This is a genomic window from Larkinella harenae (genome assembly GCF_054780515.1).
Map to the genome: position 1 here is coordinate 136,310 of NZ_BAAGWE010000006.1, position 20,010 is coordinate 156,319.

The window sequence follows — 20,010 nt, forward strand, 5'->3', positions numbered from 1 at the left end:
GTAATTTTACCGTCTGAAAGCACCGTTTCTGAATGATCCTGCCCCGACTCTGAATGAAAGCTAAAACCGTTCCGTATTACCTGGTCAATTGTTTTCTGTTGACTTTACCAGTCATGATCTGGAATCTGGCTCTAACCGACAGCCTCCCGAAGCCGTATCAGCCGGACGTTTTCTGGGCGTCGATTCCACCGGTCGTTGCGTATGGCGAAAACGGCAGCCGGATCGTGGTGTTCACCTTGGCGTTTCTGATGCCGTTAAAAGTATCGACGCTACCCCAAAAGGCAGGAGTTTGGGTGTACGGCTTGGGAAGTCTCTTGTATTACGGATCGTGGCTGGTGCTGATCTTTCACCCGAATAGTCTGTGGAGTTCCAGTATGGTGGGCTTTATGGCTCCCGCTTACACGCCCGCATTCTGGCTGGCGGGCATTGGCCTGATTGGCCGTTCATTTTATTTCAACTTACCCTTTAGCCGCTGGATCTTCGGGCTGGCCGCCTTTATTTTTCTACTCTTTCACCTTACGCATACGTATATCATCTTCAGCCGAATATATTCGTGAACCCAATCGTGGCTAATCAACTTAATCGGTGGCTGAGCAGCTAAAAAATCGATAACGAACAAAAAGTATGAAAAATCAATCCCGCAGAAAATTTGTAAAAAGTAGCTTGGGTGCTGGGCTGGGCCTGGGTTTGGTCGAAAGTGCACCGAAGGAGTTATTTGTGCATCACGTTTATTTCTACCTGAAAAATCCAGGCAGTGCCGCCGACAAAGCTAAACTGATTGAAGGACTGAATAAGCTGGCAAAAGTGCCAACGATCCGGCTGGTACACATCGGCGAACCCGCACCGACGACCCGGGACGTTATCGAACGCTCGTACGCGGTTTCCTGGCTATGTTTCTTTGATAACCTGATGGAGGAGGAAATTTACCAAAAGCATCCCATCCACCTCAAGTTTGTGGACGATTATTCGCATTTGTGGGAGAAAGTAATTGTTTACGATTCGGTGGGCCCCAAACGCTAAAAACCTCCAGTATCAGCCGGTTTGCAAAGCCGAGTTCCTAACCCCTTCCTTTTAACCATGAAATCGAACACAAAGGCTCCGCGAGTCACAAAGTGGCTGTGGGTACTGGTGAATAGTATCCTTCTTGTTCAGGGATGTGCTCCGTCCGAATCGGTTCAATCACCGAAAACGGATTTTATGTACCAATACTCCATCATCGACGCTCTGTTAGCCGGTGCGTTTGATGGGGAACAGACCCTGGGAGCGCTGAAAACCAAAGGAGATTTCGGAATCGGAACTTTCAATCGGGTCGATGGTGAACTGATAATGGATCAGGGCAAAATATACCGGGTAAGCTACGACGGACGTATTCGGGAAATGCCGGATCAGGACAGTACCTCGGTTGCCTTCGTGAAGTTCTTCCAAGCCGATTCCAGCTTCACCCGTAAAGCCAGTACACTCGACCAGCTTGAAGAAGAGTTGCTGGCGGCCCTTTCGCCCAATGAAATGTACGCCATCCGGATGAAAGGTCACTTTTCGACCCTCAATGCGCGGGCACCTGGTCCGGCCCAAAAACCGTACGGAACGCTGAAAGAACACCTGGCCAAAAACCAATACCTCTTCAATCTGCGCGAAACCGATGGCGTCGTAATCGGTTTTTTGCTGCCGGTGTATCTGGCCAGGGTCAATGTACCCGGTTTTCATTTTCATTACCTGGCGAATGACCACCAATCGGGGGGCCACATATTCGGCTTTACGGCCACCGACATTACCGTGGAAATAGATAAAATTCAGGGGTATAGCGTTGAATTGAACACCCACCCTGATTTCAGGAAAGTCAGTCTACGGGAAGATCGGCAGGAAGAATTGAAAAAGATTGAGTGAGTTGGCTCTGAATGGAAATCCGGAATGCAGGGATTCTGAAGTTTGTGCTATACGGTATGGCTATTGTTATAAGTAGTAAAATTTTATTTGGTTGTTGAGCCGACGTGAGTGGAAAATCAGCTTATTTCGTCTTAATCCAACAAACTAACCCTGGTTTCATGATAAGACGTTTTTTACCGGCACTCGTATTCTTTTTGTCGGTTAATCTGGCGGTTGTACGGGCGCAGTCGGGTGCCACCTCAGCCATTCCTTCGCCCAAAGAACATTTTGGTTTCAACATCGGCGACGATTACCAGCTCGCTACCTACACCCAGACCGAAGCGTATTTTAAAAAGCTGGCGGCATCAGACCGCACCAAACTGGTGGATATTGGACTGACGGAAGAAGGACGCCACCAGTACATGATCATTGTATCGTCGCCCGAAAACCTCAAAAAGCTCGACCGGTACAAGGAAATTTCGACCAAAATGGCCCGTGCGGAAGGCATCACTGACGAACAGGCGCAGGCGATGGCAGCCGAAGGAAAAGCCGTGGTCTGGATCGACGGCGGACTCCACGCCACCGAAACCGTCGGTACGATGCAGTTAATCGAAACCGCCTGGCAACTGGTGAGCCGCAAAGATGCCGAAACCCTGCGGATTCTGGACAACGTGATTATTCTACTGACTCACGCCAATCCCGACGGTCAGGAGCTGGTGAGCAACTGGTACATGCGGGAGCCGAAACCCGAAAAGCGGGTGCTGGAAAATGTACCCCGTCTTTATCAGAAATACGTCGGCCATGACAACAACCGCGACTTCTTCATCATGAACATGAAAGAATCGCAGAATATCGGCCGTCAGTTGTTTATCGAATGGATTCCGCAAATCATGTACAATCACCACCAGCGCGGCCCGGCGGGTTCGGTGCTGGCGGGGCCGCCGTACCGCGATCCGTTCAACTACGTGTTCGAACCGCTCATGATTACCGGAATTGATGCCCTGGGAGCGGCCATGATTAACCGGCTGAATGCCGAAAATAAGCCTGGATTTACGCGCCTGGGTGGTTCGGTGTTTTCGACCTGGTACAACGGCGGCTTGCGAACGACAACGCACTTTCACAACATGATCGGCCTGCTGACCGAAATTATTGGCAACCCAACGCCCGAAACCGTGCCGCTGGTGCCGCAGCGCCTGATTCCCAACGGCAATACGCCGTTTCCGGTGACGCCCCAGAAGTGGCATTTTAAGCAATCGATTGATTATTCGCTGTCGCTCAATTACGCGACGCTCGATTATGCCGCCCGGCACCGCGACCAATTGCTGTACAACATTTACAAGATGGGCCGGAACGCCATCGAGCACGGCAACACAGATTACTGGACGCTGTCGCCCCGGCGGGTCGATGCGATCAATCAGGCGTATCAGGCGGATTTGAAAAAGAACACGCCGGGCCAACCCGTTGCCCTGGCGCGGGGCGGAGAATTGCCGACGAAGTATTACGATGCGGTGCTGAAAGATCCGGCTCAGCGCGATCCACGGGGTTTCATCATCCCGGCCAATCAGCCGGATTTTGCCACGGCAATCAAGTTCCTCAATGCATTGATCAAAACCGGTATTCAGGTGCAGGAAGCCACGGCTGATTTTACCGTTGCGGGCAAAAAGTATCCCACGGGCTCGTACATCGTGAAAACCGATCAGTCGTTTCGGCCACACATTCTGGATATGTTTGAACCGCAGGATCATCCGAACGATTTTCAGTATCCGGGTGGCCCACCGATTCGTCCGTATGATGCCGCTGGCTGGACCCTGGCTTACCAGATGGGCGTGGAGGTAGACCGGATTCTGGACGGTTTTGACGGGCCTTTCAGGAAACTGCCCTATGGTGAACTGTTGACACCGAAAGGTAAAATGAACGATGGTTCGGTGGCGGGTTATACGTTGAGTGCGCAAGCCAACAATGCCTTCATTGCTGTCAATGACCTGCTGAAAGCGGGCGTCGATGTATTTCGGTTGCCCGCCGGAATCAACGGCAAATCGGCGGGGACTTTTTTTGTTCCGGCATCGGCCAAAGCGAAATCGCTGCTGGAAAAATCGGCCAACAACCTAGGGCTGGTTGTTGAGGGAGTTAATAAACGTCCAACTGGTGCGCTGGTCAGCGTATCGCCCATGCGGATTGCGCTGTGGGACACCTACGGCGGATCGATGCCGTCGGGCTGGGTTCGCTGGCTGATGGAGCAATATCACTTTCCGATGGAGGTGGTGTACGCACAGGACATTGATGCCGGTGACTTGCGGAAGAAATACGACGTGATTGTGTTTGTAACCCGGGCCATTCCGCCCGTGAGCAGCGGCCCGGCAGCAGGGGGAGGCTACAACAGCCGGGAACCCAAAGCGGAGGAACTGCCCGCTGAATTCCGCCCATGGCTGGGCCGGATCACCGCCGAAAAGTCGATTCCGCAACTGAAGAAATTCCTGGAAGCCGGTGGGAGTGTGGTTGCCATCGGCAGCAGTACCAACCTGGCGTATCACCTGGGATTACCGGTGAAAAACGCGTTGGTGGAGATGAGCAGCAACGGCCAGGAACGCCCCCTGCCCAACGAAAAATACTACATTCCTGGCAGTGTGTTGCGGGTAAATCTGGACTCTACACAGCAGGCTACCTGGGGGCTTTCGCAGCAAACGGATGTGTATTTTGATGCCAGCCCGGTTTTCAAACTGGCCCCGGATGCGGTAGCGAAAGGCTTGGTAAAACCGCTGGCCTGGTTTGCCACCGACAAACCGTTGCGCAGTGGCTGGGCCTGGGGACAGGCGTATTTGCAGGATGGCGTGGCCGCTTTTATGGCTCCGGTGGGGGCGGGGAAATTCTATGCCTTCGGGCCGGAAATCACGTTCCGCGCGCAGGCACACGGTACTTTCAAGATGTTGTTCAACCAGTTGTATTCGACGTCGGTACGGTAAAAACGCAACGGTTTGAGTTGGCTGGCCGAAATGGGTGCGCGCTGCGTGGCTGATTCCGGCCAGTGTTATTTTACGACTACTTCGGGCTGCTAAGCGCGCAAAGCTCCGGGCAACTACTAACTTGAAGAGTAAACGTAGCGCGAGATTTCGATCAATGTGGATGTGGGGTTCAGGCCGGTTAAAGGAAAAATCGGGCAGTAAGTAGCCGGAGTTTATAAACCGAAATGTCCTATGCGAAAACTTATTTATGATGTGGCGGCATCGTTCGATGGCTATATTGCCCATTCGGATGGTTCCATTGATGGCTTTCTGACGGAAGGGGAGTTTGTGACGGATTTTCTGGAGCGGATTAAAACTTACGGGGCGGTTTTGATGGGGCGCAACACGTACGAATGGGGCTATGCCTTTGGCTTGCAAAAAGGGCAGCCCGCTTACACGCAGGTCAATTCGGAATTGGTAAACTACATTTTTTCAAAATCAATCTCTTTCGAGCAAAATGAGTTGATTCAGCTGGTAAGTGATGATGAGCAAAATGTGGTGCGGCAGCTCAAAGCCGTAGCTGGAAAACCGCTCTGGTTGTGCGGTGGTGGCGAGTTGGCCGGAAGACTGTTGGATGCTCAGTTGATCGACGAATTGGTAGTCAAGCTTAATCCGGTGGTGCTGGGCGAAGGCGTTCGGTTGTTCGGGTCCAGTCAAACGCAGGTCGGCCTGGAACGCATTGACGCAAAGCCCTACGACAACGGCTTGCTGCTGGTGCGGTATCGGATACGGTATTGAGTTGGTGCAAAGGTTAGCGGGAATCAGTGACAGGTTCATCCTCCAGCGGGCGCTGCTGAAAAATCTCTTCCAGCCGGGCATATAGCTGCGGGTGTTTTTCCTGCAACAAATCCGGGCGCTTGAAGAAATACTCGGAAACGACAGCGAAAAATTCGGCTTCATTGGTCGTCGCGTACGGATTAATGTCCGAATGATTGGCCTTGATCTCACCGATGCTGGCGTGAATCAGTTGCAGCCACGGCTTGATGTGGCCACGGTCCAGCAGGTATTCGGGCGCGCCGTCGGTGGAGCCGTCGATCTGGTCGAGCAGGTGAACAAACTCGTGAATGCCCGTGTTTTCCTTGCTGCTTTCGTTGGCGAACCCCTCATGCAGGGCCGGTTTGGATAGCACCATCGTACTTTGCAACGCCCCGCCTTCGCCTACCATGCCCAGAATGTTGCGGTCTTTGCCGGTGGTTTCAAAGTCGGTATTAAAACGGTCGTCGTACAGCAACACCGTTGTTAATCGGTAAAATGACCAGTCCTTAAAGCCAAATATGGTGATGACCGCGCTGCTGGCCACCAGTACCCGGTCGAGGTCGTCGACCGGGGTATCAACCCCTTCCACGCGTGTGTGACTTAAAAACTGCTGAACGCGGGTTTCAAAAACCGCTTTATTGTCGTCGCTTAGGGCGCGGTAATAAGCCACGTGTTGCATTAATAAATCCCGGTAGCTGGCGGTTTCTGGCGGAGCTACGGCTACGGGCCGGTTCTGTTGCCGGTATTGCCAAATTAACCAGCCCAGCAGCAAAACCGACAGGCCGAAAACGAAGTAGATCATGTGGTGTCGGTTGTCTGCGAAAAACCGTTGCCGGAATCAGATTGTTTCATAATTTTTTACAAATTTGCGCTCCCTCCTTTCTTTTTCGAATGTTTCGGTTTTTAACTTTCTGGCTTTTATTCCCTCTTTTGAGCGTTGCGCAAGAGAGTAACGTGTTTGACGATCTGACGATCAAAAGCAACATCCTGAAAAAAGACAAAAAGTTTGCGCTCTATTTACCCGCCGGGTACGAAAGCTCCCAGCGGGCTTATCCGGTGCTGTACCTGCTGCACGGCGGGGGCGATGACCAGACGGCCTGGATTCAGTCGGGAAATATGCAATCGATTGTTGATAAGGCCATTCGGGAAGGAAAGATACCCGCGATGATTGTGGTCATGCCGGATGCAGAAATGACGTTTTACATGAACAATGCCGCCGGAAAATATCAGTACGAAGACTATTTCATCAAAGAGCTGATTCCACACATCGAAAAAAACTACCGCTGCCGGACGGAGAAACGCTTCAGGGCCGTCGCCGGTTTGTCGATGGGTGGTTTCGGATCGCTGCTGTACGCCCTGCATCACCCCGATCTGTTTGGCGCTTGTGCGGGGCTGAGTGCCGCCGTTCGTACCGATGGGCAAATTCGGGAGATGCCGCATCAGGAGTATCTGCGCCGGTACCGAACCGCAATGGGGGAGTTGAAGGAAGGCGACAACCGAATTACCGATTTCTGGAACCAGAACAGTATTTTGTACCTGGTGCAGAAAATGCCGGAAGCTCAGAAAAAAGCCGTCCGGTTTTACCTCGATTGCGGTGATGATGACCTGCTGCTGCACGAGGGCAATGCCAATCTGCACACCTTGATGCGCAACCTGAACATTCCGCACGAATACCGGGTGCGCGATGGCGGCCACACCTGGGAATACTGGCGCACGGGGCTGACTGATGCCCTGGTATTTATCAGCCAGAGTTTTCAGTAAAAATTACAACTGCTTGACCTTAATCGCCACCTTGGATTCTACCCGGATCAGCGCCTGAATACCATCCGGTCGAATGGCTATTTTCTGGGGTGTAAACCGGAACGACTGAATGCCGAGTTCGGTTTTCTCTCCGGTGCCGCCTTGCGCGAATGCTTGATGGATTTTTTGCGGGAGTTGCTCAATTTCGCCACCCAGTGAAATCGTCAGAAAACTTTCCAGCGCTTTTACCAGACCGTCGTGTACGAGCGAACTGGAAATGCCGGAGAGTTCGTCAATGGTTCCGGCATCAAAGTCCAGGTTCTTCACGCTGAGGGTGTTGCTGGTGGTGTCGAAGGTGGGGCGGCCGCGCAGGTAAATTGTTCCGTTCAGCAACCCGCTTACGTCGGTTTTAACGATTAGCGCCCGCTGCCCGCCGTACACCGAAGCTTTTTTGATTTTCAGCGCCCCCAGCAATAGTTTTTTTTCTTCTTTCAGCGAGCGGGCGAGCATTCGGTTGATGTCGGCATACGGGATAAAACTCACAATCCGCAAATCCGATGTTTGCGGCACTTGATCGCGTTTCTGTAACTGCGGTAATGGCACGGTCGATGGCGACGGTTTCTGCGGTTGCAGTTTAGTTTGGGTTTCGAAGGCAATCCGCAAATGCGTCGTTATCTGTTTTGCGTTTCCATTAATTGCGCTGGCTTCTACGCCGATGGGTTTGGGGAGCAGCCACAGGCCGTAAGTTCGGTCGATGAGCAGCGGTTGCTGAATATCCTGCCAGATGGGCATTACCATTTGGTCGAGCCGTAGTTCCTTATACACCGCCGAATCGATGGCAGATTCAATGGCGGATTGATGATTGTCGAGAATTTTTTTGGCAAAATTGGTCAATGAAATCTCTTTGCCGAGCAGCCGGATCTCGGGTTCTACGATCCAGCTGTAATTGGTAAACTGCACCTGGCTGGCCAGCCGCCAGTTGGGTGTCACGGTCAGCGGACTTTGAAAATTGACGTGCAGGGAACAAAACGGCTTTTCGGTAGTCTTTTCGGCGTCACCGAAAGGGGTGCTGACGAACAGGCTCAGCGGGGCCGAAAAGTTGACCTGATTATTGGTGTATTGGATCCGGACCGACCCTGAACGAACAACCCGAAACGGGAAGAAACCGGTTTTTTTGCCGCTGGAAGAGCCTTTGCCAATCAGCACGGTTCCCAGCTCTTCGTTGATTTTTTCCTGTAATTCCTGAATTGTAAAGGTGATGGGTCCCGCCAGGTAGGATGTGTCGGGAGGAATGACAGGGTCGAAACCGGTAGCCTGCGGAATTTTGGGTTGTGTTTTCTGGCAATTGGTTAAAGATAGAAGTAACGCCAGGCCAGCCGTTAATCGAAGTAGATAGGATGTGGTCATTCAACGAGATGCCGTATTTGAGGGGGCTAAAGGCATAACCCCCGACGGTTTACGGATGTTTGCGTTTGAGGGAGTTTCAGGCCGATTTTAATTAATTCCCTGTTGTCATAGCCTATTCACCAAGCTCCTACGATTGATTTTCGTACGTAATGTTCAGGATTTCGAGCTCTTCTTCGCCCTGCCTTGTTCGGAAAGAGACCCTGTCACCTATACGTTTCCCCTGCACAACCCGGGCAATGGGGGCCGTAAACGCGATTAGCCCCTGGGTAGCATTGGCTTCATCGACGCCCACGATGGTCAATTGCCGGGTTGCCCCAGCCAGGGTTCCCTGTCGATTTTTTAGAAGAACGGTCGCTCCAAAACGGACCTCGCCCAAGTTTTGTGAATCAACCACTTTGGCACTCGAAATTCGCTGGTTTAAATTGGCAATCCGACCGTTCAAAAGAGCGAGTTGCCGGGTCCGGTCGTTTTCATCGCTCGTTTCTGTGGCCTGCAATTGAGCGTGTTCTGCTTCCAGGTCAGCCAGCTCGGTGCGCAATAGCGCCAGGCCGCGGGGCGTCACGTAATTCGGCATGCCGGGCGGCAAAGGAGCGCGGGCCGGAATGACCACCGGAGCGTCGGCGGTTTCATTTTTCAAAAAAGCACTGCTCATGATTGGGAACGGTTATTTTCATTAAAACTATTCGGAAAATGGATTGTTCGGGTAACCGTCTCCGAATCAAAGGAAGATCCGGTTGTGATGGAGGACTAAAAAAGCCCACGGTCTGAACCGTGGGCTGGAGAAATAAGGGGCCGAATTGGTTATACGCTTTTGAACACCTCCGTCTGTACAAATGGCTGGTTATACAGCCGTTTTCCGGTGGCTTTGAAAATAGCATTGGCCACTGCTGCGCCCGCCGGTGGGAGCGAGGGTTCGCCCAAGCCGGTTGGTTCGATCTCATTCTTGACAAAATGGACGTCGATTTCCGGAATCTCGTTTAGGCGGATCAGGCGGTAGTCGTTGAAGTTTTTCTGTTCGGGAATCCCGTCCTTGAACGTGATATTTCCGTACATGGCGTGACCGATGCCATCGACCACGCAGCCACGCACCTGCTGCTGCGCCCCGCTCTGGTTGATAACAATCCCGCAGTCGGCTGCCGAATACACTTTTTTCAGGACCGGTTTGCCTTTTTCCATCACTACCTCGCCAACCTGGGCCACGTAGGAGCGGTGGGAGAAATAGACGCTGAATCCCTGCGCGACGTTCTTGTTTTTGCCCCAGCCCGATTTCTCGGCGGCCAGTTCGATCACCCCGCGCATCCGGTCGATGTCGTACGTGATTTTGCCCACCGGGTTTTTCTTGGCTTTGTCGAGCAGTTCGAGCCGGAATTGCACCGGGTCTTTTCCGGCAGCCTGGGATACTTCGTCCAGAAAAGCTTGTTCGGCAAACGCCAGGAAGTTGGTGATCGGCGCGCGCCAGGGGCCGGTCGTGATCGGGGATTTATGGTCGATGCTGTCAATCAAAAGGTTATCCACAGCACCCGACGGAAAATTGTCCTCACGGGTGGCATTCCCGGCGTTGATGCTGGCACCCCGCAGTTTGTAGCCAATCAGGTTACCTTTGTCGTCCAGAGCTGCTTCGAAGCGGTAGCGCACCGCTGGCCGGTAAATACCGCCGGTCATGTCGTCCTCGCGGGTCCACATCAATTTCACCGGTGCATTGACGGCTTTCGATACTTTGACGGCTTCGATGGCGAAATCGGTGTTCAGCCGCCGACCAAAACCACCACCCATGCGCGTCAGCTCCACGGTTACTTTTTCGGGTGGCAGTTTCAGCAGTTCGGCCGTCTGGCTGCGGACGGCTTCCGGGCGCTGGCTTGGGCCGACCAGTTCCACGCTATCGGCTTTGACGTGCGCAAAGAAGTTCATCGGTTCCAGGGGGCTGTGTGGCAGGAAAGGACACTGGTACTCGGCTTTTATTACCTTGGCGGCATTTTTAAACGCTGTTTCGACATCACCGTCTTTTCGCCGGATCGTGGTATTCTTACTGTCCAGCATTTCCTTGAACAGCCGATTGTGGTCGGCGGTACTTTCCAGGGCGTCGGCTTTTTCCCACTCGATTTTGAGTGCGTCCTTGGCTTTTTTCACCTGCCAGGTTGACTTACCAACCACGGCCACACTGTTTTCGATTGTCACCACGTTGACAATACCGGGCATCGCTTTGGCGGCTGAGGAGTCTACCGATTTCAATTTGTAACCGAACGCCGGGCGTTGCATCATCCCGATCAGCATCCCTTCGCGGTGAAAATCCAGGCCGAACAACGGTTTGCCGGTGATGATGCCGGGGTTGTCGACGTTCCGGATGGTTTGGCCAATCAGCTTGAAATCATTGATTTCCTTTAATTTAACATCCGCCGGAACGGGGATTTTTGCGGCATCGCCTGCCAGTTCACCGTAACCTAGTTTTCGGTTACTTCCCGTATGCAGCACAAAGCCTTTGCTGGTCGAACACTCCATAACCGGAACGTTCCAGCGTTTAGCGGCCGCTTCCATCAGCATCTGACGGGCGGTGGCACCCGCCACGCGCAGGCGTTTCCAGGAGTGCGGAATGGACCCACTACCACCCGCAACCTGCCGCTCAAATTTAACGGTATCAAGCGGAGCCTGTTCCACAACGACGTTTTTCCAGTCGGCATCGAGTTCTTCCGCTACGATGATCGGAAAGGCGGTTTTGATGCCCTGTCCTACTTCTGGGTTGGGCGACAAAATGGTGATCATCCCCTGCGGGTTGATCGATAAATAGCTGTTAAAGTCCACGCCGGGGGCAGCAACACCTTTCAAGGGTGTGCTGGCAACGGCGGCATCTGACTCGGTCCAGTTGAAGCCCAGCAGCAGACCTCCACTGGTGGCAGCGGCAATTTTCAGAAAATTCCGGCGGCTATGATTGGGGTGAGTAGTCATGAAAAGGGGAGGTTTTAGGCTTAAGGTCCAACGTTTAACGGGTTCGCTACCTTAGGGTGTGGCTACCTTCAAACATTGAACTTCAAACTTGAAACATTATTTTTTAGTAGCCGCCACTTTCACCGCTTCGCGAATGCGGTGGTACGTGCCGCACCGGCAAATGTTGCCGGACATGGTGGCTTCAATTTCGTCGTCGGTTGGCTTGGGTTTGCGTTTGAGCAGGGCAGCCGCCGTCATGATCTGGCCAGCCTGGCAATAGCCGCACTGGGCTACGTCGACTTCATCCCAGGCTTGCTGCACCGGATGGTCACCGTTTTTGGATAACCCTTCAATCGTAGTCACTTTGGATGTGCCAACCGCTGAAACCGGTAGGATGCAGGACCGCGTCGCTTCGCCATTCAGGTGTACGGTACACGCTCCGCATTGGGCAATGCCGCAGCCGTATTTGGTACCGAACAGCCCCAGATTATCGCGGAGAATCCACAAAAGCGGGGTGTCGGCTTCGGCTTCGGTCTGGTAGCTTTTGCCATTGATGAGCAGTTTGAATAAGGCCATAGTGAAGAAGTGAGTTTGGAATAAGAGCTAAATTACAAAAAATAACCGCTTTAGAAGTACATTTATCGGATTAATACAGCAGTATTTCTACGATTGATAGCCTATTCATGAATACATTGATTTTGAAAAGAACCACAGCCGCCGATTCGGATTTTCGGAACTTAATCGTGGAGCTGGATAAAGACTTGTGGAACCGCTACCAGCCGTACCAGGCTCAATACGACGGTTTTAACCAAGTGGATGCGTCGGCCCGGGTGGTAGTAGCCTCAGCAGACGATCAGCCCGTGGGTTGCGGGTGCTTCCGGCCGATGACGGACATGGGGTGCGCGGAAATCAAGCGGATGTTTGTCGACCCGGCTTTCCGGGGACGGGGCTTTGCCAAGCGCGTGTTGCAAGAACTGGAAAATTGGGCAAAAGAACAGGGCTATACCACTCTAAAACTCGAAACCGGTAACAAACAACCCGAAGCCATTGCCTTATACGAAAAAGTGGGCTACTGTCGAATTGAAAACTACGGTCCGTACGTTGGTTTATCAGCCAGCGTTTGTATGGAAAAATTGCTGGATTGAAATCAGTTCAGTGTTTACGGTTTAATGTTTTCGCCGGGCCGCTGTAACGGTGCAGAGGCTTCGCAGAAGCAGTAAGAAAGCGTTAGTAAATCGTACACCGAAAAACCGTCAAAAAATGACTCCGAACGTCTATTCAAAAAAAGCGGGATTGTTCCGCAATCCGGCGGTTCGGCGCGAGTTGGAACAACTTGATCCGGAGCAGGATTACCAGCGGATGGTTCAACTGCTGGTGGGTTATGAATTTCCGTTTGATACCCAGCGGGCGCTTGAACTGGCTCTTTTTCATACTTATGCCAATCCAAGAACGTCGGCCCTGCTCGTGCGAACCGGCGAGTTTGAAAAGCACGGCCAGAAGCGTTACGACGATACGGCTATTCTGATTGCCTGGTTTATGCAGTACGGGTTGAATACCGATACTGGCTTGCGGGCCATTACACAAATGAACCGGATTCACGGCCATTACCGGATTCTGAACGACGATTTTCTGATTGTGCTTTCCACTTTCATTTTTTATCCGATCAACTGGATAAACCGCTACGGCTGGCGCAAACTCAGCCCGGCGGAAGAACGGGCTTTTTTTCTGTTTTTCCGGGAAGTGGGCCAGCGCATGAACCTGACGGACATTCCGCAGAGTCTGGAAGCGCTACGGCGCTTTACGGATGCTTACGAAGCCGAGCATTTTCGGTACGACGAGGTCAATCGACGCCTGGCCGATGCCACCGTTCGGATTGTGGAAGGCTGGCTGCCCAAACCGTTGCGGTTTGCCGTTCAACCCGTCTTTGCCGCCCTGATCAACGACCGGCTGCGGGAAGCGTTTGGCTACAAGCGGCCGCCGGGCTGGTTTTGTAGCCTGCTGGAGGGGGCGTTCTGGCTGCGGAAAATACCGTTGCGCTGGATCACCTTCAAGCCCTATCCAACGCTGGTGGAAAACACGATGCACCGCAGTTACCGCAACGGACTGCCCGCCGTTGAGGACCTGGGGCCGACCAAGCTGCTGCGAAAGAGCCACGGTGAGTAGACTCAACCCCGTTTATTCTTATGATTGGGTCAACTCAAAGATGTAAACTCATGGCGTTTTTTAGGAAGAAATTAGTGCACCGGTTTAAGCAGAGAATAGCCGACGGGGCCGCCCGGCGGTTAAGCAGAGTCTCCCTGATAACCTCTGATGTTCTCCGATTGACCCTGTGTTGCACCCTTTTACTCTTTAGTCTTCAACCCGCGTTCGCCCAGAAGAACGACCCAAAAAAGGAGGAGTGGATCAAGCTCTTCAACGGCAAGGATCTCAGCGGCTGGGACATTAAGATTGCCGGGGAGGAGCTGAACAGCAATTACAAAAACACCTTCCGGGTGCAGGACGGAATGCTCCGGATCATGTACGATCAGTACAAAACCTTCGATAATAAGTACGGCCATATTTATTACAAAGAACCGTTTTCGTATTACATTCTGAAGTTTGATTACCGGTTCTTGGGCGACCAGGTGCCGGGTGGAGCGTCGTGGAATGTGCGCAATAGTGGAGTGATGATTCATTCGCAGTCGGCCCAGAGCTTGACAAAAGACCAGGATTTTCCGATTTCGTTGGAGATTCAGACGCTCGGTGGTTTGGGCAAGGGCATGCGGCATACGGCAAACCTCTGTACACCGGGCACCATTGTGGAAATGGGCGGCAAGGTGAATCCGGCGCACTGCATCGATTCGCAGTCCAAAACCTACGACGGTGATCAGTGGGTGAGCATAACCGCCGTGGTGCTTGGCGACTCGATCATTCACCACATCATCGAGGGCGATACGGTATTGACTTACGAAAAACCAAAAATCGGCGGGGGGTACATCAGTCCGCAAAACGGTTTTGCTTCGGGCCATGTCGACAATGCCGATTACTGGCAGAAACTGGACAACACGCCGTTGAAAGAAGGCTACATCGCCCTGCAAAGCGAGAGCCACGCCATCGACTTCCGGAATGTTGAGGTGTTGAACCTGAAAGGCTGTATGGTGCCCAGTGCCTTAAACTATAAGTCGTATTACCGGGTGGCCGATAACTCGAAATGCAAGTACAAGAAGTGAGCTATTTCGCAGAGTTGAGCAGAGAAGCTCCGCTGAACTCTGCGAAATACCCATCACCTCACTCGTTCTTCAATACCTTCGCCGGGTTCCTTCTCGCAGCTTTCAGCGTCTGCGAACCGATCAGCAGGCAGGCAAGAGCCATGACGATCAGGACGCTGGCGAACAGCTCACCGAAACCCAGCGGCAGGTGGTACACAAATTTGGTCAGGACAAACTGGTCGAAGAAGAAGTACGTCACCGGTAAGGCCACCAGCGCGGCAATCGCGAGCAACAGCAGAAAACCTTTGCTCAATTGAAAAATCAAACTGCTTTCGCTGGCTCCCATCACTTTGCGGATGCTGATTTCTTTCAAACGGGTTTCGGTGGTGAATACGACCATGCCGAATAGGCCCATTGATGCGATGCAGATGGCCAGAAACGTAATGAATCCAATCACTTTCACCATAATTTCAAACTGGCGATAGGCTTCTTCAAGCTGATCGTTGTAGAATTTGGCTTTGAGCGGATGGACTTTGTCAATTTTCCGCCAGGCTTCTTCGATGCTGGCTATAGCTGCCGGGTAATCTTCGGATTTAATGCCAATGTTCAGGTAGCCACCGGGTTCTTCAGCAGAATACCGAAAAACCGTTGGCTCAATCTTTTTATCCATCGTTCCGTAGTGAAAGTCTTTCAAAACACCCGTGATCGTCAACGGTATGTTGTCCACAATTACCTGTTTGCCGATGGCATTGGCCGGGTTGCGGTCCGCGATGTTGAAGCGTTTTATCACCTGTTCGTTCACAATGACCTCCGTTTCGTTACCGCTGGTTGGCCGGTTTTTGAAATTGGTTCCGGCCAAAAAACGGTGACGGTGCAGCGGAACGTAGTTTTCATCGACGAAATTAATCCAGGCCAGGGCCGAATCCAGCCCATTCTTCTGCTTGTATTTGAGGTTACTACCGTATAAGCTTCCCAGGCTGGTGATCATCCGGGAGGTCGCGATCTGGCGCACCGCCGGAATTTCGGCCAGTTCCTTTTTCAGCAACTTGCTTTTGTTGCCCTGCATCCGGATGTTCAGGATGTTTTCGGTGGTAAAACCCAGATCGTACGAAAGCAAACCCCGGTACTGCTTGTATCCCACCAGGGTGGTGGTGATGAAAATTAATGAAAACGTATACTGGATGAAGATGAGCGCTTTGCGCATGTTTACGTGCCGAAAAACCTGGATGGTAGACGCATCTTTCAGGACCTGAATAGCCTGAATGCGGGACAGAAACAGGGCGGGTAAAAAACCGGCGGCCAGCCCCACCAAAACGGCCAGCAGCAGGAAGTACAAAAACAGCGAGGTTGACAATTTGAGGGACGCAACATTGGCTAATTGGGGAGCCAGCGCCAGAAACTGGGTGCGTAGCACCAGAAACAGCGGAAACGATAGCACCAGTGCCAGCACTGAAATGATGACTGACTCGGCCATGAACTGACCCAGCACGTGGTTTTTTAGCGCACCAACTACTTTGCGAATACCCACCTCGCGCGAGCGTCGCATGGAGCGGGCAATCGACAGGTTGGTATAATTGAAACAGGCCGATACGATGACAACGAGGGCCAGCCCAACCAGCACCCAGGCTACGGTTTTGGGCACTGTAACCCCAATTTCGTTTGACAATTGCTCTCCGAAGATGATGTCGTCCATTGGTTGCAGCGAAAGCGTTATTTTCTGACCATCAAGCTGGCTGTTTTCGGGTTCACTCAGTTTGTCGAGACCAGCCTGGATAGCTTGAAGGTTGGCGTTTTCGGGGAGCGTCAGGTACACGTAGTTTTGGTAGATGTTATCCCAGTCCAGGATTCCGTCGTCGGTAATGGCTTTTTGCCCGAGCACCGACGGCAGCGAGATCAGGGCTTCAAACCGAAAGTGCGACAGCTTGGGAACATCCTGGAGCACACCGGTAACCGTGTAATTTAGGGTGTCGAACCGGACGGTTTTTCCCAATGCTTCCGCATTCCCGAATAGTTTCCGGGCGGTTTTTTCCGTGACGACCAGCGAATGCGGTTCTTTCAGCGCTGTGGCCGGATTGCCTTTGAGCATCGGAAATGTGAATACCTTAAAAAAGGAATCATCCGCCCAGGTAGCTTCGAGCGGAATGATGGTTTCGTCGTTCACTTTCGCATCACTGTAAAAGCCCTGGCGGATAAGGGCTACGTCTTCAATGCCCGCAACCTTTTCCCGAAGCTTATAACCCGCTTTCAGCGATGTAGACGCAAAATTCATGACGGTCTTGTCACTCGACTCGTTTCGGGTTAGCAGGCGGTAAATGCGGTGCTTCTTCTGGTGGAACTGGTCGTAGGAAAACAGGTCCGTCAGAATGGAAATCACCAGGAGTCCCACCGACATACTGATGGCCAGGCCGATGATGTTGATGGCCGAAAACAGTTTGTTGCGCACCAGACTGCGCCGGGAGGTTTTGAAATAGCTGCCAAGCATAAGCCAATGGACAAAGAGGGTTAGGTAGGATGGTTTGCGGACGGTATACGGTCGGAAAAATTTCAGTACATCCAGTGCATAGATCAACCGGGCACGCCGGGAGCCTTTGGTTTTCAGGTTGCGTTCAAAAAACTCGTTGAAGTCACCTTCCAGATCTTCGAGCAGTTCAGGACGGCAGTACCAGTGGAGCAGTTTTTGCGCCCAGCGGGGGGGGCTGGCCGAACGGGGTTTGGGAACGGTTTTCATAGCGAGCCTTCCAGATTAAAGCCGGGAATGATGCGCCAGAGGGATTCGCGTATTTCCCGGGCGTGCATGAGTGCGACTTTCCCGGCCTGCGTCACCTCATAATACCGTTTGCGTTTTCCACCGCGTGCATTCGTTGCTTCGCCCATGCGGCTTTTCACCAAGCTTTTTTCCTCCAGCCGGTTCAGAACCGCGTGCACCACACCCAGTTTGGCCGCCCGACCCGTATGCTTTTCCAGCTCGTCACAGATGGCGACGCTGTAGGCATCGTTTACCAGGGCCGCAATGGTCAGCAGCACCAGTTCTTCAAATTCGCCCAGGTTAGTTCCTTTCATGAATAGATCCGCGCAGTTTGGTATTAATTCATCAAATGTATGTAAAATGAGTTTATAAATTCATGCTATGTATGTAAAATTAATTTACAGGATACCTCTCATGAATGGTACACTTACAGGAATAGTCGCTGGAATTATGTGCGCAGTATATTTGATTTTTGTACCTTGTGGCTATGGCATCCGTTGTAAATCTGGAAACGTTCTATACCTTATTTGGGCAGGCTTTGGGCGCAGAGCCTCCTGAGTTCGGACAGTTCAACCTGTTTCGTATTGAGGATATGAAGACGATCCAGCAACCAGCGCACAGCCGTCGAAATTATTTCAAGGTTAGTTTACTGATCGGACCCAGTAAAATTCATTACGCCGACCGCAGTCTGGAGGTAACCGATAAGGCACTGATTTTCACCAATCCCATGATTCCGTATTTCTGGGAGCGGATTGGCGAAAATCACCACGGTTTTGTCTGCGTATTCACGGAAGCGTTCTTCAGTCGGTTTGGATCAATCCGGGAGTACCCGGTTTTTCAGTCAGCAGATGCCGCCGTCGTACCGCTTTCGGAGGGTGATTTTCAGTGGTTTCTGGATCTTTTTGGACGGATGTTGCGGGAGATTCAGGGGAATTATGCCTATAAATACGATTTGCTGCGCAATCTGTTGATGGAGGTGATTCATGAAGCGCAGAAAAGACAGCCCGCACCGGGCAACTCCCTGACAGCTTCCAAAGCTTCCGAGCGGATCGCTGCTTTGTTTGTCGACTTGCTGGAACGGCAATTTCCCATTGATTTGAGCCTTCAGGCTATCGTATTGCGAACCCCCGCGGCCTTTGCAACGCAGTTGAATATCCACGTCAATCACCTCAACAAATCCCTGAAAGAAATCACCGGTCTGCGCACTTCGCAACTGATCAACCAGCGGATTTACCAGGAAGCCCGCATTTTATTGAAAAGTACCGACTGGCCTGTCAATGAAATTGCGTGGAGCCTGGGTTTTGACGAACCCCAGCACTTTTCCAGCTTTTTTAAAAAACACAGTCGCGTAACGCCCACCGCTTTCAGAAAAGCCAGAATTGATTGATTTTTGTAGATACAGCTTTCATTTTGGTAGGCCGGTTGGATACGTAATCCGGAAATTTGTCCCCAAAAATCAGCTATGTGGACAAAGAGAGAAATGTCGGATCAATCCGGAAAGACGGTTTTGGTTACTGGTGCGAACACCGGAATTGGCTACGAAGTGGCCCTTGCCTTTTATGAAGCCGGTGCGCACGTAATTGTGGCGGGTCGGGATGTTCAAAAAGTGAACGATGCAATGGAGCGCATAAAAACCGTTGGCGGAACCGGTTCGCTGGAAGCCGGAATCGTAAACCTGGCCAGCCTGGCCGACATTCAGCGGTTTGCGGATTCATTGGTTGAAAAGCATCAGCAGTTGCATGTTCAGATCAACAATGCCGGGGTGATGATGCCCCCGGCCGGGCAGACTGAAGATGGTTTTGAATACCAGTTCGGGGTGAATGTTATCGGCCACTTTGCGCTGACGGGCCGGCTGTATCCTTTGCTGAAGCAGACACGCGGGGCGCGGGTGGTTACGGTAAGCAGCGGAGCGCATAAATTGGTAGACGCTATCGATTATGAGAACCTGAAACGGGAAAAACCGTACGACCCGAACCGTGAGTATGCGGTTAGTAAACTGGCTAACCTGCTCGTTGCACTCGAATTGCAACGGAGGTTGCAGCGGGTTGGAAATGCCTGTCTTTCTACGGCTGCACACCCGGGTGTGACCCGGACGGATTTGCAACGGCATATTCCGGATGAGACTTTGCAAGTGGCGCTGTCGGCATACAAAGTAGTGATGCAGCCCTGGCAGGGGGCTTTGCCGATTTTGTATGCCGCTACAGCCCCGGAAGTGAAAGGAGGAGATTACTATGGTCCGGATGGAGAAAATGAACTAGATGGTTATCCGGCTCCGGCTCAGATTACGGAAGCTGCTCAGAATGAAACGGCAGCCAGACAACTCTGGGTGTATGCCGAGCAGGCTACCGGTCTTCACTTTCCATTCTAACCGAATGGGGAGCGGTTTTATAGA

At 52.2% G+C, this 20,010-nt stretch carries 18 protein-coding genes; 11 read left to right on the forward strand and 7 right to left on the reverse strand.

Annotation, left to right across the window (positions count from 1 at the left end; translation table 11 throughout):
- Positions 1-53 precede the first annotated feature (53 nt).
- The 5 genes from ACYVH9_RS24230 (at position 54) to ACYVH9_RS24250 (ending at position 5,600) form a co-directional block, all read left to right on the forward strand.
- Positions 54-557 carry a hypothetical protein gene (locus tag ACYVH9_RS24230; protein WP_460639004.1) on the forward strand — a complete coding sequence of 168 codons (504 nt, stop codon included), beginning with the start codon at positions 54-56 and terminating at the stop codon, positions 555-557.
- Between the two features lie 67 nt (positions 558-624).
- Entirely contained in the window at positions 625-1,020 is a 396-nt protein-coding gene (locus tag ACYVH9_RS24235; protein ID WP_460639005.1) for a Dabb family protein, read from the forward strand.
- A 57-nt stretch (positions 1,021-1,077) separates the two neighbouring features.
- Positions 1,078-1,884, forward strand: coding sequence for an acetolactate decarboxylase (budA, locus tag ACYVH9_RS24240; protein WP_460639006.1), 807 nt, complete (start codon positions 1,078-1,080; stop codon positions 1,882-1,884).
- 158 nt (positions 1,885-2,042) lie between these two features.
- Positions 2,043-4,823, forward strand: a complete 2,781-nt coding sequence (locus ACYVH9_RS24245) for a M14 family metallopeptidase (RefSeq protein WP_460639007.1) — start codon at positions 2,043-2,045, stop codon at positions 4,821-4,823.
- A 231-nt stretch (positions 4,824-5,054) separates the two neighbouring features.
- Positions 5,055-5,600: a dihydrofolate reductase family protein gene (locus ACYVH9_RS24250; protein WP_460639008.1), complete on the forward strand. Its 546-nt coding sequence runs from the start codon at positions 5,055-5,057 to the stop codon at positions 5,598-5,600.
- Between the two features lie 13 nt (positions 5,601-5,613).
- Here ACYVH9_RS24250 and ACYVH9_RS24255 read toward each other — a convergent pair whose 3' ends face one another.
- Positions 5,614-6,420 (reverse strand): M90 family metallopeptidase, encoded by an 807-nt coding sequence (locus tag ACYVH9_RS24255; protein WP_460639009.1) that lies wholly within the window; start codon positions 6,418-6,420, stop codon positions 5,614-5,616.
- Positions 6,421-6,548: 128 nt separating this feature from the next.
- On the opposite strand from ACYVH9_RS24255, the gene ACYVH9_RS24260 reads away from it, so the two are divergent.
- Positions 6,549-7,379 (forward strand): alpha/beta hydrolase, encoded by an 831-nt coding sequence (locus ACYVH9_RS24260; RefSeq protein ID WP_460639010.1) that lies wholly within the window; start codon positions 6,549-6,551, stop codon positions 7,377-7,379.
- A 3-nt stretch (positions 7,380-7,382) separates the two neighbouring features.
- On the opposite strand, the gene ACYVH9_RS24265 is transcribed toward ACYVH9_RS24260, so the two are convergent.
- The 4 genes from ACYVH9_RS24265 to ACYVH9_RS24280 form a co-directional block, all read right to left on the reverse strand.
- Positions 7,383-8,765: a DUF4403 family protein gene (locus tag ACYVH9_RS24265; protein WP_460639011.1), complete on the reverse strand. Its 1,383-nt coding sequence runs from the start codon at positions 8,763-8,765 to the stop codon at positions 7,383-7,385.
- Positions 8,766-8,892: 127 nt separating this feature from the next.
- Positions 8,893-9,417: a GreA/GreB family elongation factor gene (locus tag ACYVH9_RS24270; RefSeq protein WP_460639012.1), complete on the reverse strand. Its 525-nt coding sequence runs from the start codon at positions 9,415-9,417 to the stop codon at positions 8,893-8,895.
- A 149-nt stretch (positions 9,418-9,566) separates the two neighbouring features.
- Positions 9,567-11,705, reverse strand: coding sequence for a xanthine dehydrogenase family protein molybdopterin-binding subunit (locus ACYVH9_RS24275; RefSeq protein WP_460639013.1), 2,139 nt, complete (start codon positions 11,703-11,705; stop codon positions 9,567-9,569).
- Between the two features lie 96 nt (positions 11,706-11,801).
- Positions 11,802-12,260, reverse strand: a complete 459-nt coding sequence (locus ACYVH9_RS24280; protein WP_460639014.1) for a (2Fe-2S)-binding protein — start codon at positions 12,258-12,260, stop codon at positions 11,802-11,804.
- Positions 12,261-12,367: 107 nt separating this feature from the next.
- Between ACYVH9_RS24280 and ACYVH9_RS24285 the strand changes: the two genes are divergently transcribed.
- The 3 genes from ACYVH9_RS24285 (at position 12,368) to ACYVH9_RS24295 (ending at position 14,893) form a co-directional block, all read left to right on the forward strand.
- On the forward strand, positions 12,368-12,829 hold the full coding sequence (locus ACYVH9_RS24285; RefSeq protein ID WP_460639015.1) for a GNAT family N-acetyltransferase: 462 nt from the start codon (positions 12,368-12,370) through the stop codon (positions 12,827-12,829).
- 115 nt (positions 12,830-12,944) lie between these two features.
- Positions 12,945-13,847, forward strand: coding sequence for an oxygenase MpaB family protein (locus ACYVH9_RS24290; protein WP_460639016.1), 903 nt, complete (start codon positions 12,945-12,947; stop codon positions 13,845-13,847).
- A gap of 158 nt (positions 13,848-14,005) precedes the next feature.
- Positions 14,006-14,893, forward strand: coding sequence for a 3-keto-disaccharide hydrolase (locus ACYVH9_RS24295; protein WP_460639017.1), 888 nt, complete (start codon positions 14,006-14,008; stop codon positions 14,891-14,893).
- A 58-nt stretch (positions 14,894-14,951) separates the two neighbouring features.
- Here ACYVH9_RS24295 and ACYVH9_RS24300 read toward each other — a convergent pair whose 3' ends face one another.
- Entirely contained in the window at positions 14,952-17,600 is a 2,649-nt protein-coding gene (locus tag ACYVH9_RS24300; protein WP_460639018.1) for an ABC transporter permease, read from the reverse strand.
- A complete protein-coding gene (locus ACYVH9_RS24305) occupies positions 17,597-17,932 on the reverse strand; it encodes a PadR family transcriptional regulator (RefSeq protein WP_460639019.1) in 336 nt (111 codons plus the stop codon). Before ACYVH9_RS24305 ends, ACYVH9_RS24300 begins: the two co-directional genes overlap by 4 nt.
- Positions 17,933-18,105: 173 nt before the next feature.
- Between ACYVH9_RS24305 and ACYVH9_RS24310 the strand changes: the two genes are divergently transcribed.
- Positions 18,106-19,005: a helix-turn-helix domain-containing protein gene (locus ACYVH9_RS24310; protein WP_460639020.1), complete on the forward strand. Its 900-nt coding sequence runs from the start codon at positions 18,106-18,108 to the stop codon at positions 19,003-19,005.
- Between the two features lie 75 nt (positions 19,006-19,080).
- Entirely contained in the window at positions 19,081-19,986 is a 906-nt protein-coding gene (locus ACYVH9_RS24315; RefSeq protein WP_460639021.1) for an oxidoreductase, read from the forward strand.
- The last annotated feature ends 24 nt before the right edge of the window (positions 19,987-20,010 follow it).

Bases quoted from the DNA above. Each gene is read 5' to 3' on its own strand.
- ACYVH9_RS24235 (WP_460639005.1), top strand. From the start codon at position 625: ATGAAAAATCAATCCCGCAGAAAATTTGTAAAAAGTAGCTTGGGTGCT.
- ACYVH9_RS24270 (WP_460639012.1), bottom strand. From the start codon at position 9,417: ATGAGCAGTGCTTTTTTGAAAAATGAAACCGCCGACGCTCCGGTGGTC.
- ACYVH9_RS24290 (WP_460639016.1), top strand. From the start codon at position 12,945: ATGACTCCGAACGTCTATTCAAAAAAAGCGGGATTGTTCCGCAATCCG.
- ACYVH9_RS24315 (WP_460639021.1), top strand. From the start codon at position 19,081: ATGTGGACAAAGAGAGAAATGTCGGATCAATCCGGAAAGACGGTTTTG.
- ACYVH9_RS24275 (WP_460639013.1), bottom strand. From the start codon at position 11,705: ATGACTACTCACCCCAATCATAGCCGCCGGAATTTTCTGAAAATTGCC.
- ACYVH9_RS24305 (WP_460639019.1), bottom strand. From the start codon at position 17,932: ATGAAAGGAACTAACCTGGGCGAATTTGAAGAACTGGTGCTGCTGACC.
- ACYVH9_RS24255 (WP_460639009.1), bottom strand. From the start codon at position 6,420: ATGATCTACTTCGTTTTCGGCCTGTCGGTTTTGCTGCTGGGCTGGTTA.
- ACYVH9_RS24265 (WP_460639011.1), bottom strand. From the start codon at position 8,765: ATGACCACATCCTATCTACTTCGATTAACGGCTGGCCTGGCGTTACTT.
- ACYVH9_RS24245 (WP_460639007.1), top strand. From the start codon at position 2,043: ATGATAAGACGTTTTTTACCGGCACTCGTATTCTTTTTGTCGGTTAAT.
- ACYVH9_RS24300 (WP_460639018.1), bottom strand. From the start codon at position 17,600: ATGAAAACCGTTCCCAAACCCCGTTCGGCCAGCCCCCCCCGCTGGGCG.
- ACYVH9_RS24310 (WP_460639020.1), top strand. From the start codon at position 18,106: ATGGCATCCGTTGTAAATCTGGAAACGTTCTATACCTTATTTGGGCAG.
- ACYVH9_RS24250 (WP_460639008.1), top strand. From the start codon at position 5,055: ATGCGAAAACTTATTTATGATGTGGCGGCATCGTTCGATGGCTATATT.
- budA (WP_460639006.1), top strand. From the start codon at position 1,078: ATGAAATCGAACACAAAGGCTCCGCGAGTCACAAAGTGGCTGTGGGTA.
- ACYVH9_RS24230 (WP_460639004.1), top strand. From the start codon at position 54: ATGAAAGCTAAAACCGTTCCGTATTACCTGGTCAATTGTTTTCTGTTG.
- ACYVH9_RS24280 (WP_460639014.1), bottom strand. From the start codon at position 12,260: ATGGCCTTATTCAAACTGCTCATCAATGGCAAAAGCTACCAGACCGAA.
- ACYVH9_RS24285 (WP_460639015.1), top strand. From the start codon at position 12,368: ATGAATACATTGATTTTGAAAAGAACCACAGCCGCCGATTCGGATTTT.